General features: G+C 36.6%; 11 protein-coding genes. 7 read left to right on the top strand and 4 right to left on the bottom strand.

The features are described from left to right. Positions 1-12 precede the first annotated feature (12 nt). Entirely contained in the window at positions 13-681 is a 669-nt protein-coding gene (locus ACFINY_RS00655; RefSeq protein ID WP_375611296.1) for a uracil-DNA glycosylase, read from the top strand. A 54-nt stretch (positions 682-735) separates the two neighbouring features. On the opposite strand, the gene smpB is transcribed toward ACFINY_RS00655, so the two are convergent. Continuing rightward, the gene (gene smpB / locus ACFINY_RS00650; RefSeq protein WP_012231306.1) at positions 736-1,212 is read right to left on the bottom strand and encodes an SsrA-binding protein SmpB; all 477 of its coding nucleotides are present in this window, start codon (positions 1,210-1,212) and stop codon (positions 736-738) included. 18 nt (positions 1,213-1,230) lie between these two features. After that, a complete protein-coding gene (dapA, locus tag ACFINY_RS00645; protein ID WP_375611210.1) occupies positions 1,231-2,115 on the bottom strand; it encodes a 4-hydroxy-tetrahydrodipicolinate synthase in 885 nt (294 codons plus the stop codon). Between the two features lie 250 nt (positions 2,116-2,365). Between dapA and ACFINY_RS00640 the strand changes: the two genes are divergently transcribed. Next, the gene (locus ACFINY_RS00640; protein ID WP_375611209.1) at positions 2,366-4,456 is read left to right on the top strand and encodes a lytic transglycosylase domain-containing protein; all 2,091 of its coding nucleotides are present in this window, start codon (positions 2,366-2,368) and stop codon (positions 4,454-4,456) included. A gap of 1,039 nt (positions 4,457-5,495) precedes the next feature. Here ACFINY_RS00640 and ACFINY_RS00635 read toward each other — a convergent pair. Then, positions 5,496-6,266, bottom strand: a complete 771-nt coding sequence (locus tag ACFINY_RS00635; protein ID WP_375611295.1) for an energy transducer TonB — start codon at positions 6,264-6,266, stop codon at positions 5,496-5,498. 242 nt (positions 6,267-6,508) lie between these two features. Between ACFINY_RS00635 and ACFINY_RS00630 the strand changes: the two genes are divergently transcribed. From ACFINY_RS00630 to ACFINY_RS00610, 5 genes are all read left to right on the top strand, one after another. Continuing rightward, positions 6,509-8,686, top strand: a complete 2,178-nt coding sequence (locus ACFINY_RS00630; protein WP_375611208.1) for a TonB-dependent hemoglobin/transferrin/lactoferrin family receptor — start codon at positions 6,509-6,511, stop codon at positions 8,684-8,686. A 263-nt stretch (positions 8,687-8,949) separates the two neighbouring features. Further along, complete coding sequence (locus ACFINY_RS00625) at positions 8,950-9,993, top strand: hemin-degrading factor (RefSeq protein ID WP_375611207.1); 1,044 nt, start codon at positions 8,950-8,952, stop codon at positions 9,991-9,993. 13 nt (positions 9,994-10,006) lie between these two features. Further along, on the top strand, positions 10,007-10,909 hold the full coding sequence (locus ACFINY_RS00620; RefSeq protein WP_375611206.1) for a hemin ABC transporter substrate-binding protein: 903 nt from the start codon (positions 10,007-10,009) through the stop codon (positions 10,907-10,909). A gap of 5 nt (positions 10,910-10,914) precedes the next feature. After that, the gene (locus ACFINY_RS00615) at positions 10,915-12,012 is read left to right on the top strand and encodes a FecCD family ABC transporter permease (RefSeq protein ID WP_375611205.1); all 1,098 of its coding nucleotides are present in this window, start codon (positions 10,915-10,917) and stop codon (positions 12,010-12,012) included. Then, positions 12,009-12,842 (top strand): heme ABC transporter ATP-binding protein, encoded by an 834-nt coding sequence (locus ACFINY_RS00610; protein WP_375611204.1) that lies wholly within the window; start codon positions 12,009-12,011, stop codon positions 12,840-12,842. Before ACFINY_RS00615 ends, ACFINY_RS00610 begins: the two co-directional genes overlap by 4 nt. A 1,122-nt stretch (positions 12,843-13,964) precedes the next feature. On the opposite strand, the gene ACFINY_RS00605 is transcribed toward ACFINY_RS00610, so the two are convergent. After that, positions 13,965-14,939, bottom strand: coding sequence for a tail fiber protein (locus ACFINY_RS00605; protein ID WP_375611203.1), 975 nt, complete (start codon positions 14,937-14,939; stop codon positions 13,965-13,967). Between the last annotated feature and the right edge of the window lie 1,011 nt (positions 14,940-15,950).

Raw genomic sequence — 15,950 nt, 5'->3', positions numbered from 1 at the left:
ATGCCTAACACCATGAATAGCCAATTAACATCACTTTGCCCAGAACCACCCCAAAATTGCAATTTATGTCCTAGGCTTCATCAATTTATCGCTGGCTGGCGTGTAAAAGAACCAAGTTGGTATAACGCACCGGTGCACCCATTCTTTCCTTATAAAGGGCCAGATACAACACGCCTTCTTATTGTTGGGCTTGCTCCTGGATTACGCGGAGCAAATCGAACTGGACGTCCATTTACTGGTGATTATGCTGGGCACTTACTTTATTCAACTTTAAAAAAGTTTGGTTTTGCCCAAGGAACCTTTGAAGAAAGAGCAGACGATACTCTTGAACTTATTGATGCAGCAATTGTTAACTCTGTTCGTTGTGTTCCACCAGAAAATAAACCCACCGGTGCAGAAATTAACACGTGCCGCTATTTCTTCTCACCTCTTTTAACAAATCTTCCGAAACTTAAAGCCGTTATTACCTTAGGCACCATTGCGCACCATTCAACGATACGTGCCCTTAATGCAAAAGTTTTATCTCACCCTTTTGGACACGGTGAAATCAATAATATCGGCAGATTACGCATCTTTTCGAGCTATCACTGTTCTCGTTATAATACAAATACTGGGCGCTTGACAGACGCCATGTTTCACCAAATCTTTCAAGCAGCAAAAACATACTTAGATCAATGCTAAAACTGTTTTAAAAAGTGCTATAAATTTCGATAAAGAATATCGAAATTGCATCCATCATCCATATCTTTTTAAAAGTCTTGCTTTTTCACGTCCCCAATCACGTTTTTTTTCCGTTTCGCGCTTATCATGAAGCTTTTTCCCCCGCGCTAGAGCGATCTCCAACTTAACGCGCCCTCGTTCATTAAAATAAAGTTTGAGAGGAACAAGTGTCATTCCTTCACGAGACGTTGCATTAAAAAAACGTGCCATCTCACGTTTTGAAAGTAATAATTTGCGCAAACGTCGTGGTTCATGATTAAAACGATTAGCCTGCGTATATTCAGGAATATAGCTGTTTACTAACCATAATTCCCCATTCTCAAAACTCGCATAGCTTTCAGCAATATTGGCATGATTAGAACGTAAGGACTTCACTTCCGCTCCCTGAAGGACAAGACCAGCCTCGAGATTATTAAGGATTTCAAAATTAAAACGTGCTTTACGATTGTCAGCAATTATTTTCCGTACGGGCGCGTTCTTTTTTTTATTCATGGCTTTGTCAATATCATTTTATGCTTTTAAAAGACCAGCATGACTGAGGGCTGCATCAATAATCTTCTTTGTTCTTTCTGTTAATGGAACAATAGGAGAACGCACAGTATCACCACAAAATCCTAATTTTGCAGCAGCATATTTAATACCTGCTGGACTAGGTTCAATAAACAGAGCACGATTAAGAGGCATCAAGCGATCATTTAATTCTCGTGCTGTTTTATAATCACCACGAAAACAAGCGGCTTGAAGCTCTGCACAAAGCTTTGGAGCAACATTAGAAGAAACTGAAATACACCCCATACCTCCATGTGCATTAAAACCTAACGCCGTACAATCATCACCGGAAAGCTGCACAAAATCTTTTCCACACTTTTCACCTTGTTCACTAACGCGCTCAATTCTGCTCGTTGCATCCTTAACACCAATGATATTGTTAAAATCTTGATAAAGGTCTTTCATCGTTTCTACAGCCATATCGATAATAGAACGACCAGGAATATTATAAATTATAATCGGAATAGAAACAGCTTTGGCAATGGAAGAAAAATGCTTGTATAAACCAGATTGATTTGGTCTATTATAATAGGGAGTGACAACCAAAACTGCATCTGCACCAGCTTTTTGCGCGTATTGTGCAAGCTCTACAGCCTCGCTTGTGCTATTTGATCCCGCTCCAGCAACAACAGGAACACGCTTTGCAACCTGCTCAACACACAATTCTATAATCCGCTTATGTTCTTCATGACTTAACGTTGCTGATTCACCTGTTGTCCCAACAGGGCTTACACCGTTAATCCCTTGTGTGATCTGCCATTCAACAAAATCACAAAACGCCTTCTCATCAATCGCGCCCTTGTTATCAAACGGTGTGATAAGCGCAGTTATAGCTCCCTTGAGCATGATAAACTCCCTATAATGTTTGCTTTTATTTTTTTATAATCGCCTTTTATAAATTTTAAATAGAGCATAATCTTGCTCTATCATTGAAGCAAGATGAATTTCAAAAAAAGCCCCCATAAAATGAAAATGTCCCTCCTTAAATGTTGAACATTTCTTTAAAATAAGCCGTCTATATTAACGCGTTTTTCATGCTTGTGTTCTATAAATCCTTAAGTTTTTACAAAAAGCAAGGTCTCAAGGTCTTTTCTCTATGCGTGTATTTTCCACCTCTCTTTTCGTATCAACCTTTACTGCACTTATACTGGCAATAAGAATTTTATTTTCAAGTGCATACGCGCAAACACCCCTTTTGCAAGGGAAAGTACCAATCCCTTTGGTTCGCCCTACTCCCTTTACCGCAAAAGAAGCTCAAGAATCTCTTCAACAGATACACACGACATCACACAATACTGCTACACTTCAGCAACTGAAAACTGGGCTAGATGCACTAGCAAACAACAATATTGCAAAAACAATAAATCTTCGTAATTCAATGGAAAAACATAGCCTTGATCGTCATATTTTGACATGGGCGCTGGGGGTGTCAAACCAAGCTAATATACCCAGTTCTGAAATATTTAATGCAATCAACATGCTAAAAGGATGGCCAGGTATAGAAACGATGCAACGCAATGCTGAACGTGCTTTTCTTAACGAAACCAACGTCACACGCGCAATCATCCAAAAATTTTCTCATCACCCGCCCCAAACAGCACAAGGGATGGCTCTCTTCGCTAAAGCACTTATCGCAACGGGACAAACCACTCGTGCTCAACACGTTATTGCGCCATGGTGGCATAAAACACAGCTCAGTGCAAAAGAAGAAGTATTTGTTCTTAAAAATGCAAGCGCTGCATTAAAACCTATTGATTATTTGAAACGCATGCAGTTTATGCTGTATGCACATCGTTTTGATTCAGCAGCACGCGTTGCAAAATTAGCCCATGCTCAATCTCTTTTTAATGCTTTTGTAGCCGTTGAAAAAAATGATCCTAGAGCTACACAAAAATTAAAAGCTGTAGAGAGATCATGGCAAAAAGATCCTCTTTTTCAGTTTGCTCGAATACGCCATCTTCGACGAACAGAGCAATATGATGCGGCCGCAGCACTCATGATGAAAATATCAAAAGATGCATTCCGCCTTATGAACCCTCATTCATTGTGGAAAGAACAACGCGCCCTTTCTCGTGAAATGCTCGATTTAAACAAACCCAAAATTGCTTATCAACTCGTTGCAATGCACACTGGTATAACATCTGCATTAGCCGTCGATGCTGAGTTTCATGCAGGATGGTATGCACTACGGTTTCTTCATAACCCTAAATTAGCAATGCAGCATTTTTCACGTATTCCTCAACTCTCTTCTTTACCTTTTTATGCATCACGTGGATATTACTGGATGGGACGAACAGCAGAAGCGCTAAAAGAACATCAAAATGCCCAGCAATACTTTCATCGCGCAGCTCATTTTGGTGCAACTTACTATGGTCAATTAGCCGCTGCACGACTCAACCAAAAAAAGCTTAAAGTTTTCTTTCCCAAACCAACAACCGCTGAGCGACAACATTTTAGTGCACGAAAAGCGATCAAAGCAATTCAACGTCTTGAAGCAGCCGGCTATGCTGATTTTGCTAAATTTTTTTATAGAGAGCTCGGAAAAAAAATAGAAAGCCCCGGTGAATTAGCTCTTCTGGCTGTTATGGCAGAAAAAAATGGAGACTATTATACCAGCCTCAAAATTGGAAAAATGGCTGTTTTTCAGGGGAAAAATGTCGGTGCACTCTCTCATCCTCTGGGAGCTATACCAGCTTCTGCTAATATTTCTGTAGAAGAAAAATCGCTTATCTATGCCATTGCACGCCAAGAAAGCGAATTTAATCCAACAGCCATATCAAAAGCAGGTGCACAAGGTATACTCCAATTGCTTCCTACAACAGCAAAAGCACTGGCAAAAAAATACTCAATCGCATGGTCTCCTAAAAAATTTAGCAGTGATGCTCATTATAATGCAACATTAGGTGCACATTTTCTCAATGAACAATTAGAACGTTTTAATGGATCCTATATACTAACTCTTATTGGCTATAATGCGGGTCCCCGTCGAGTCAATGAATGGATAAAACGTTATGGCGATCCTCGAGGACAACCTCTCGATAACGTCATTGATTGGATTGAACGTATTCCTTATACAGAAACACGTAATTACGTGATGCGTGTCATGGAAAATTATGGTGTCTACAAAGCAAGACTCACTGGGAAAATAGATATAAAAACCGACTTGCTTTCTGGTCGACGGAAATAATATGCCTTAACTTCCCAAATAGCATTTGAAATGCGTTCACAAGAAGTGTTTTTATTCCTTTTTAAATAGTACCCACATACCAACCTTCTTAGGATATATAAAAAGTAATTTTAATTAATTCAGTATTAATAAATTCGAAATGAGAAAACCCTCCGCTATTTTGGTCTTTTATTCCAAATACAAAATGATGAATTATCATTATAAATAAACATGTCGTACAAATAGTTCATTTCTTCTCAACATAAACGACAATATCATAGAGATTACAAATATAAGAAAAGAGTGAAACAAATAGCTCATCCTTTTACTACTGCTTATTAGACAATATTCAAATCTTGTGAAACAGCATTTTTTAAAACTATTTTTTCTGCTTATAACATTTCTATACCAAATAAGAGCACGTTATTATATATATATATATCGTTTGGATTATTTCTGATAACAGAAAGATAGACACATTGAGTTAGAAAGCCTTTAAAGACAAACAATTTTCTTCTGCATCTTCCCTTTTCATTCGGTTTTACGACTTTTAAATATGTCAATATCTTTTAATAATGAAGATGAAACTTTGCTTTTTGTTTTTCTCATTTTTACATATAAGCTTTACATATAAGCTCACATCCTTCACACAAAACAGAGTATCCCCAAATAGTATGTTTTTCTTATTTATATTATTGTTTTATTTTAATGTTTCTAAGTCCATTTCACAACGGTGTATCTGAAAAGTACTTACGAAAATCCTCTCACGAATGGTATAAAAATCGATTAGACCTTTAATTAATAAAAGCTATAGCTCTATCATCCCTTAACTCCCAATGTTGCAAAAGCCCTTTCATTTAGAGCACTCATAAGAAGTATATTCACTGCTTTTTAGAAGTTTTTTATCCATGCTCCTCCTCAACTTGTATCATAAGTAAGCGGATGGTTTTGATTGATTCAACATCAAAAAAATTCGAATAAATTATATTTTAACTTTCATTAAAATTATAAACAATCATTATAAATCAATATATTATAAGAAAACGCCCCGCATAAAAAATCAGCTAAATATTAGGGATACTCTAATTGTTTTATTCACTTTTGATGGTGGTGGTGGTGGAAAAGAACCAACGCGTCGAAGGGCTGCCATCGCTAATCGATCAAGTTCCGGGTCACCAGCAGAGACTACTACACGACTAGAAAAAATACTCCCCTGCTCATGCACCATAAATTCTAACTTCACCGTTCCTTTTGTACGATTGGTGCGCTGTCCCACAATATAATTTTTTTGCCTTTCTAATTGTGACTGTACCTTTGCTAACCACTCCATTAACAACATATCTTCAAGCCCTGCTGTACCGCCGCCCTTGTTGATGGAAGAAGAACGTACCGCCTTTGCATTGGAGCGCTTTACTACAGCCTTTGGCATCGGTATTGTTTTTTTGATAAACGCTTTATGCTCCACTTTTTGAGGTAGGGGTTCTTCCAAAGGCTTTAAGTCATCTTGTTCTACTATATGCTGAGGTTCTTCCGATTGAACTTCATCCACGGATTCCAATCCTTCTGACTCCTGCTCTAGGAGATCAGACTGTAATACTTCTTGCTCTGTATTAATATCCGACTCTCTATGAATATCTGGCAAGTCTGTATCAACATCCGGATATACAGTTTCTTGCATAAAAGTCAGCATAATCTCCGACGAGAGCAAACCATTACTTATACCAGTACTTTGAAAATAAAACTGTGCTGCCAATAATACATGCAAAAAGAAAGCCCCAATAAATGCACCAATCCAAAGAGTTAATAATTGTTTCGTATTTGCAAAAATCATCGTTTCTTCTGCCACTATTTTAAGCTTAATATTGGTGTTCAATCTCATTAAAACAGGCTATTTTGAAATTGCAACTTTTTTCTTGACTGATTTTGTCATGTTTAATATGGTCTTCTAATGATTTTGTGACGTTGTCAAAATCATTCCTACTTGGCTGGCAAGTTTTAATCAGTGAGTCCAGCCTTTTTGTATTAAAAAATTTCAAAACAGAGAGGGGATGTTTAAAAGGGTTATGATGTGTTATGCAAATAAGACGAAAAAATATCTATAAAAGCTGTGTAATTTTAAGTGCATTATCGGTCTGTATACCTTCATTTGTTTTTGCACAAAATAAAGATGGAAGTGCTGTCACTGAACTCAAACCAATCCTTATTAAAGGAAAAAAAATAGAAGATGCTTCAAATTCAATAACCATTCTGACTGATCGTAAGACCAACAAGAATATTGATGAAAGACAAATAACTGATGTTTATGATGTGAGTCGTCTTAATCCTTCCGTATCCTATAACTCAGAAAATAACAGTTTCGTTATTCGAGGTTTAGATGCAAACCGTGTTCTTACGACAATGGATGGTATTTCTCTTCCATGGTTTAATGATATATTCCGTGGTGGAGGTGGAAACACAACTTTTGATTTCAATGCTCTTTCTACGTTTGATACTATTCAAGGATCAGATTCTAGTCTTTATGGTTCTGGCGCCTTAGGGGGAATCATTGCGTTGCGTACCCTTGATCCTGAAGACCTGATCGTGGAAGAAAAGAATTGGGGAAGCCTTATAAAAGGTGGTTATAATTCTGTTGATAACAGCTGGCGCATCGATCAAGCTTTTGCTGTGCGTAATTACCGGACATTTTTACTTTTTCAAGGATCTTATGTAGAAGGTCATGAGCGCAAAAATATGGGAACAGTAGAAGGGTATGAGGAACGCACGCGCAAAAACCCTTCTCACTTTGATAAAAATAACTTGCTTTTTAAAATTCATCAATATTTGAGTGATAATCACCGCCTTGGTTTTACCGCAGAGCGTTTTGGTCATAATAGTAACACACATGAATTAAATTCGTCTAAAAGATACGCTCCAGGTTCCGTTTATGAGCAGGATAATAAACTTCGTGAGCGCTTTTCTCTTTCTTATAATTATAATGGTAATGGTGATGCAGTTCTTGATGCGTTTAATGGGCAGCTTTATTGGCAAAGGCAATCAAGTCGTTACGTTATGACAGGCGTTCGTGTTTCAGCTCCCAAAGGGGATTATTTGAGAGATAATTTCTTGCGTAATATCAATTATGGTTTCAATGCTGATGCCCTTAAAAAAGTGGATTTTGGCACTATAAACCATACGTTAAAGTTTGTAATGAATGTTTCGTCATCTAAATTTCATCACTATTTGTTAGGTAAAGACAATTGTCATATAAAAGAATACGCTCGGGGATGTCTTTTTGTTCCTGCTAATCGATCAGATTCACCAGACACAAATGGTTACAATTTAGGTTTTGTTTTTGAAGATGAAATTGGGTTGGTTGATGATCGTTTTCGTATAACACCGGGAATCCGGTATGATTGGTACAAATATGTTCCTCAGAAAACACCTTCTTATGAGAAAGCACTGATTTCTGATAAATTCCCTCCAGAAAGAAATGGTTCACGCTTTTCTCCTAAATTACGCGTGGAGTGGGATGTTCGTAATCAAGTAACGCTCTATGCTCAGTGGGCACAGGCTTTTCGTGCACCACGTATTTCAGAACTTTACGTCTCTTATATCAAACCTTCTGCTTATTACGTGAAAGGGAATCCTGATCTTCAACCAGAAACAAGCAATGGGTATGATGTTGGTCTACGGTATGGAAATGTAAATTTCGGTGGTTCCTTCAATGCCTTTTTCAATAAATATAAGAATTTCATAGATACTGAGGATAGAGGGCCATCAGAGGAATTTAGATTTGCGCGTCGGCATTACATGAATCGTTTTCACGTGCAAATTTTTGGTGTTGAGACAAAAGCCCATTTAGTTCTTAAAAATGGTTTTCATAGCAATGTTGCTCTTGCTTATTCACAAGGAAAAGATCTTGATAAAAAGGAGTATCTTAACTCAATTCCTCCTTTGAAAGCAGTTATCGGATTAGGATATGCAAAAGAGGTTTGGGGAAGCGATATTATCCTTACTTTGGCAGCTAAACGTGACAAAGTAGCCGGAGAATCTGATTACCAAAAAATTCCAGGATATCATGTCGTTGATATGACAGGGTGGTGGAAACCATTCGGTGAAACGGGACCTATTCTAAGAGCCGGTGTTTATAATCTTTTCAATACAAAATATTGGAATGTATCTGAACTTCCTTCAGGTAAAAGTTCAACACCAAAAGATTATTATAGCCAGCCTGGTCGTAACTTTAAGGTGTCGTTTGTACAAAAGTTTTAGTCACTTCTGTTAATTATTCGGTCAATAAAATCGTATTGATAAAAGGATTAATTATTGTGTTTCTATTTTCAACATCTTTAAAATTACAAAGATTTGGTAGAAAAGTTTTAATTCTTTCTGTTTTATCGTTTTTTGATTGCTCAGCTGTTGGCGATAGAGTGTTATTTTGTGATAGATTGAACTCTTAAAAGAATTTAATTTATTGCCTTGGAATTGTAAAATTTGAAAGTTAGTTTTTGAGTTAAGTAACATAAGGTAAATTCATGGCACATACAGCTGAAATGATTCTTCGTTTGCGTGAAGAAAAAAAAGAAATGCGAAACCGCGATTTTGCGGTTTCGATTGGTATATCTGAAGCGGAGCTTATTGCGGCTTATTGTACCATTGGAAAAGCAAAAAGGCTACAAACTGATGTTGCTACTCTCTTGGAAAATGCACCTCGACTTGGAACCGTCATGGTCTTAACTCGCAATGAATATGCTGTTCACGAAATAACGGGACGCTTTGAAAAAATTGTTCAAAACGAACATATTCCTATCACACTTGGTGAAATTGATTTGCGTATTTTTACAAAACAATGGAAGTTCGGTTTTGAATATGATGTCGTTATTCTTGGAAAACCTACAAAAAGTCTGCAATTCTTTGATCAACATGGCGTTGCTATTTTAAAGGTCTATTCTAAAGATATGACAAATATGGAAGAGTGGAATAAACTTGTTGAAAAGCTCCTTCTTGAAGATCAGTCTCCTGTTCTTAACATTCTTCCCGTTTCTCTCCCAGCCCAATGTGACATAACAGAATTGGATATTGAGAGTTTTCGGGATCGTTGGCGGAAAATGACAGATGTACACCAACTTCACAAAATTATTTCCGAATTTAAAATTAATCGACATCATGCTGTAAAATATGTTGGTAATGAATTTGCCGATGAATTGCAGGTAAATGCTGTTGAAATAATGCTTAACCAAGTCGCACAACAAGAACTGCCAATCATGTGTTTTGTTGGGAATAAAGGGTGTATTCAAATTTTTAGTGGGACTGTAAAAAATATTAAGCAAATGGGACCTTGGCTTAATGTTCTTGATCCAAGATTTGACCTTCATTTACTCACGTCTGGGATTGCTAGAGTATGGCATGTTCGCAAACCTACCCGTGATGGTTATGTCAGTTCACTTGAAGTTTTCGATAAAGATGATGAGATGGTTATTCAATTTTTTGGCGTACGCAAGGAGGGTCAAAAAGAACGTGAAGATTGGCGTTCTTTATTGAATAGTTTGCCATCATGCCAAGAAAACAGCAGTAACTAAGATAAGGTTAGACATGTTCATATCTCTTTTACATAGGTTATCAAACCTTTTTCTTACGTGTTTACTGCTCTCTCTTACTTGTTTTTCTAAACAAGTAATTGCTGAACCTGCAACGCGTTTTCCTGAAAATGCTCGAATTGTTTCTATCGGCGGAGCACTTACAGAAATTGTCTATGCATTGGGAGCCCAAGATCAACTTGTCGCCCGTGATAGTACAAGCGTCTACCCACAAGAAGCGCTCAAGCTTCCTGTGCTTGGATATATGCGTGCTCTTTCACCTGAGGGGGTTTTATCACTTGCTCCAGAGGGTATATTGCTTGTTGAAGGAAGTGGTCCCGCTTCAACAATTGATATTCTCAAAAAAACATCAATACCTCTGGTGATCATACCAGAAGACTACTCCCGTGAAAATGTGATAGAAAAGATTCGCCTCGTTGGTCAAGCCATTCATCGGGAAGTGCAAGCCGCGGCGTTAATTGAGAAATTGAAGCGTAATTTTTTAGACAACGATGCGCTTTTGGCGAAAGTAACAACACCAAAGCGTGTCCTTTTTGTTTTCTCTGTGCAAAATGGACGCGTCATGGCATCTGGAACAGGTACTGCAGCTGATAGTATGATCAAACTTTCAGGTGCTATCAATGCTATCACCGATTATAAAGGATATAAACTTCTCAATGGCGAAGCATTATTGAAATCAGATCCTGATGTTATTTTGCTTGTAAAACATGGTGCAAGATCAACCAGCATTGATAAGATTTTAGCCATACCGGCAGTTCAAGCAACAACTGCAGCGAAAAATCATGCCATAAAACAGATGGATGCTATGTATTTTTTGGGATTTGGTCCACGTACTGCAGACGCATCAAGAGAGCTTATTGAGATACTTTATGGTGCACATCAAAACGGTAAGAGCTGATAAAAATGGTAGACGGTACATCCAAGATGCATTTACCTAAAGAAAAAGAAGGTAAAAAAATAAACCGTTCAAAGCAGGGAAAAAATTTATTATTAAGCTTAATAATATTCCTTATTTTCAGTATTTTTGGTGGGCTCTTGAATGGTGCAGCAAAGGTTTCTTTCGTTGATCTCCTCCATGTGATACTTACACAAGATTTTTCGGTAAGTAGTAAAACGCGTGATTACCTCGTGCTCATCGACATAAGGCTTCCCCGTGTTATCTTGGGATTATTGATTGGAGCAGCCTTAGCTGTCTCCGGTGTTCTTATGCAAGGGCTTTTTCGTAATCCTCTTGCAGATCCCGGAATTGTAGGTGTATCAGCAGGTGCTGGACTTGGAGCAGTCTTAGCAATTGTTGTCGGCATTGCTTTTCCTGTTTCTTTTGCACCTTTTCTAGAGCCTTATAAAGTTATCATAGGTGCTTTTTTTGGTGGACTTTTATCAACGATTATTCTCTACATAATAGCAACGCATAACAGCTTTACCTCTATTGCAACCATGCTGCTTGCTGGTATTGCTCTTGGTGCATTAAGCAGTGCTGTTGTAGGAACATTGATTTTTGTCGCAAATGACCAACAACTGCGTGATATCACTTTTTGGAGTCTGGGCTCTCTTGCGGGCGCTACATGGTTGAAAGTATGGCTTGTTCTCCCTTTTATCGTTATTGGTCTTCTTTTCTCTCCCTTTTTATCACGAGCACTTAATGCCCTTGCTCTTGGAGAAGCTGTTGCTGGCCATATTGGTTTCCATATTCAACGCGTCAAAAATATTGCTATTCCCCTTGTTGCTCTTATGTGCGGTAGTGCTGTTGCTGTCAGTGGTGGTATTGGTTTTATTGGTATTATTGTTCCTCATATTTTACGTCAACTCATAGGTCCTGATCATCGCTATCTCATTCCTTGCTCTGCTCTCTTGGGAGCAGCATTACTTATTTTTGCTGATATGTTTGCACGCTTAATTGTTGCCCCCGCAGAATTGCCGATTGGGATTGTAACAGCGCTTTTTGGTGCACCTTTCTTTCTATGGATCCTTATATGCAAACGAGGAACAGACTTTTCATGATTGAAGCGACAAATATTTGTGTTCAGCGCGGAAAGAAGCAGATTCTTAAACACATTAATCTTCAAGCTAAAAGTGGTGCTTTTACCATTATTATTGGTCCTAATGGATCAGGAAAAAGTACTTTTATCAAAGCTCTGAGTGGTGAAATTCCTTATAGTGGAAAAATAACCTTAAATGGTTATAATGTATGCCAAACAAAAACTCATGTAATGGCAAAAATGCGGGCTGTACTACCACAATCAACAACGCTCGTATTTCCATTCTTAGTCCATGAAGTTGTAGGGCTTGGCCTTTCTGTAAACCAATTTAGCATTGCCAAAGCCGAATTGCAAAATCTTATCCAGAAAGCTTTAGAGTGCGTTGACCTTTCTGATTATGGCAACCTGTATTATCACCAATTATCAGGTGGAGAACAAGCTAGAGTACAACTTGCCCGTGTACTTTGCCAAGTCTGGAAACCTGTTCATAATGGGATTCCTCGCTGGATGATATTAGATGAACCTATTGCTAGCCTCGATATTCAACATCAAATCATCGTTATGGATATTGCTAAACAATTTGCTCATTCTGGTGGCGGCGTTCTTGCTGTTCTTCATGACCTCAATCTCGCGGCACATTATGCAGATAACATGATCTTGCTCAAGGAAGGTGAGATTTATTGCGAAGGAAATGCAACTAATGTGTTGACAACACAAAATCTCCGCGATGTTTATCATTGTTCTTTAAACGTTTCTGAATTACCTAAAGAAGATATCCCTTTTATACTCCCTCAAACGACATCCTCCTATGAAATTAGATCTCTAGGCTATCGGCTTCAATCTAAAAACTAAAGTCCATAGCAAAATAAAACACGCAAATATTCAAGAATCTTTTTTATTTTTATATGAACTCCTTTTTGTCATCTATCATTAAAAAAGAAGACCAAGCACCCTAAAGATATTTTTGGAAAAAACTACCAGTTTAAAATCTTTCAAGATTTTACGTAACTAAAAACATGTGAAGTTTTGTTTTGCTATCAAACTGTTAGATAATACGAATTTATACAACATAAATATGCGTTTTCCTACTCTTTCTATCACTTTTATCTTTATAAAAATGATTCAAGAAATGCGTACAAATGCCTTTGTTATAATAACGGATGTATTATTATATCTTCTAAGGACCATATAGAAATCAAGTACCTTTCTCCCCTGCATAAAAGATTTATTTGTAGCTTTAATGGTAATGTTTTCTTTATAATACATATACTTTAGCTTATTTGTATAAATAAATATTGATTTACAATGATATTTTTACTTTTCTCTCTCTATTAAAAAATTGTTTATTGGCATATCACAAAGAATTAACCTATTGAATAAAAACTTTAAAATAAACTCAATAACGCTTTTTGTAAGCCCCCTAATGCAAAAACAATGCGGAATATAGGGATGAGGAGAGAGTATAGAAATAGCGTTTGTCTTCTGCTTCATAAGCATAATGATGATTCCACTCAAAGGGGAACTATCATTTACAGATAAAGCCTCCTACCATGGCAATGCAAAGAAATGAAATCGACAACAAGGTGAGAAATATATTTATAAGATGAATTAACTCATACAGGGGTATGCTATTTTTGCACAAAAAACGCTAAAAATATTGTACTTTTTTATGCCTCAGGTTGAATAATTTTATTACCTTCCCCTATCAAAACACCTTATGAAAAAATATATCTCCAGATCTCTTCACGGCACAGTTTAAATGATTTTTAAACATTTTCCCTATGTTATCATATAATTATAAAATAAATTATATCCTTAACTCTTTCTTTCAATCATTTTAAATTTGTTTTTTGACGCTCTCAAGTATTCTATTAACAATATAGATTTCCTTTTCATATGTATAGAAAATAACGCGGAATTGCTCCGCGTTAACAAAATTATCAAGGTGTATAGATTATTATTACTTAAACATACTCATGATTTTATAGCATAGACAACGGTTGTATTAACAGGGCGCGTTTCTGCCTCACCCGTATGGGAAAGAGTTACCTTGTGTGTATGTGCACCAGCAGAAGCTGTTCTCCCTTTCAGGGTTGCATTATAAGTATAATGATTCGGGAGTCTCCCAATATCACCAACGGGCCATCCTACCCCTTGATACTCAAAATTATGCGCATGCTCGCCTGCGTTTTCAATACTCCCAATATGCGTATGTGATTTTATGCTATCTTGTTGTTCATCTGCAAACTTTCTACCACCATCTAAACCCCGACCATTATCAAAGCCGCGTAAAAACATGCCTCTAAAATCAGGAACTTTAAAAGTTTTATTGCTGTCTTTTCCCCATTTATCACCTATTGCCTCGAATAACTGCGGATAATCTTCACGCTTATAGGCCTTACCATCACATAAAAGCCAACCATTTGGCACATTTTGCATAGCAAATGTTGCAATAAATCCAGAGGGGAAACTTTCTATCTTTGGTGGTGTAGGGTTTAATAAATACCAACCCTCATGCTCTTTTATTAAAACACCATTATTGTATACCATTTCATAAATGCCATCTGTTTGAAATTCTCCACCTTCTAATGGTATAACCCCCGTATCAGTGGCTTTATAGATAAGCTTTTCTCCTATATTATTAACAGTTATTGTTGTCACGCCAATATTTACACCACAAGCTTTAAAACGTATGACGATATCATTGTTGTATTTCTTTATAGGCGAAACTGTCTTTAAGGTAATTAATGTTGTTTTATCTTCCAAATTTACTATAAAGCTTGAATTAATAGATCCACCATTATCTGCAAGATATTCGCGCACGCGCTGCATCATCGCCCTTGCACTATCATTAACAGAACTAGGCGGCTGTCCTTCTGCCCAATTAATGATACTATCTGAATAAGCATTTTCATCAGCCTTTAGAGACCAATCATAGATATTAGACATTTTAAATCCCCCATTATTTTCATAGTTTTTCTAACAACTTCTCGTTCTGTGCACTAAAATGTGCTGCCGCTGTTTATTGGTACATCATAACCACTGCACCATCCTTATTTACGCATTTTATCTCTCTTCACTCCTTCCAATTTTATAACCTAAATTCACCAGACGCTTTTCATAACATTAGTATTAATGCTTTCTCTTCTAATGTATAATGTAACCACCTCATCTGATGTTACTTAATATCTTGTTTTGTTGCTTTGCTGTTGTTATATAATTATTTTTTCAATCTTGCATCTTGTTGCAAAATTTATAAATACTTCCAAAATTTTTCTTATTATGGATTTCATATAACCATTACTGAATGTAATAACTTATCATCCACATAGAAAGTTTCTGACTTAAACATTATCTTTTTTTATTTTTTTTCAATAGTTTAAATCTATCTCGTCGATATTTTATACCATATATTTTAAACAAAGAAATTCTATCTTTTGGCTATCATTTGTATTAAAACTTTAAAAATTAGCTTCAAATTTTTTGCATGCTTCATTATGTTTTTATTCACATGCAAATACTTTGTTCTATTTTATTCAATTGATTTCTGAAATTGTGTCACAAGATTAGCACCAATGTTTTTTTGAATAAGCTTTTGTTCAATCTAAATGTATCACAGAGAATATATTCAATATGGACATTTGCTCCACACTTTCATTAAACTGGAAATAAAATACTTTGAAATATTAAATATCACACACCTTCACAAAATTTGAAGGTTGTATCCGATCCGGAAAAAATTAAAAAGCATAACCCAGCCCCTCCCCCAATTTTTATGAACAATATCCTTGTTTATTAAACGCCCCATAACCAACTTTTCCCCTCCCACACTTAGCACATCCTCCTCTATATATTATTATATGTATATTTTTTTTGCAAGAACAATAAATCATTCTAAACAACATCTTGCAATTATTGGTGTTCTTCTTAATTCAAGGCAATATTATTTTTATAATAAAG

This window comes from Bartonella sp. AA23NXGY (genome assembly GCF_042197165.1).
Lineage (GTDB): Bacteria > Pseudomonadota > Alphaproteobacteria > Rhizobiales > Rhizobiaceae > Bartonella.
The sequence above is the reverse complement of the archived record's forward strand: the minus strand, read 5'-3'. Positions and strand labels throughout refer to the sequence as shown.

Excerpts from the sequence above, each read along its gene's own strand:
- ACFINY_RS00655 (WP_375611296.1), top strand. The coding sequence starts at position 13 with ATGAATAGCCAATTAACATCACTTTGCCCAGAACCACCCCAAAATTGC.
- smpB (WP_012231306.1), bottom strand. The coding sequence starts at position 1,212 with ATGAATAAAAAAAAGAACGCGCCCGTACGGAAAATAATTGCTGACAAT.
- dapA (WP_375611210.1), bottom strand. The coding sequence starts at position 2,115 with ATGCTCAAGGGAGCTATAACTGCGCTTATCACACCGTTTGATAACAAG.
- ACFINY_RS00640 (WP_375611209.1), top strand. The coding sequence starts at position 2,366 with ATGCGTGTATTTTCCACCTCTCTTTTCGTATCAACCTTTACTGCACTT.
- ACFINY_RS00635 (WP_375611295.1), bottom strand. The coding sequence starts at position 6,266 with ATGATTTTTGCAAATACGAAACAATTATTAACTCTTTGGATTGGTGCA.
- ACFINY_RS00630 (WP_375611208.1), top strand. The coding sequence starts at position 6,509 with ATGCAAATAAGACGAAAAAATATCTATAAAAGCTGTGTAATTTTAAGT.
- ACFINY_RS00625 (WP_375611207.1), top strand. The coding sequence starts at position 8,950 with ATGGCACATACAGCTGAAATGATTCTTCGTTTGCGTGAAGAAAAAAAA.
- ACFINY_RS00620 (WP_375611206.1), top strand. The coding sequence starts at position 10,007 with ATGTTCATATCTCTTTTACATAGGTTATCAAACCTTTTTCTTACGTGT.
- ACFINY_RS00615 (WP_375611205.1), top strand. The coding sequence starts at position 10,915 with ATGGTAGACGGTACATCCAAGATGCATTTACCTAAAGAAAAAGAAGGT.
- ACFINY_RS00610 (WP_375611204.1), top strand. The coding sequence starts at position 12,009 with ATGATTGAAGCGACAAATATTTGTGTTCAGCGCGGAAAGAAGCAGATT.
- ACFINY_RS00605 (WP_375611203.1), bottom strand. The coding sequence starts at position 14,939 with ATGTCTAATATCTATGATTGGTCTCTAAAGGCTGATGAAAATGCTTAT.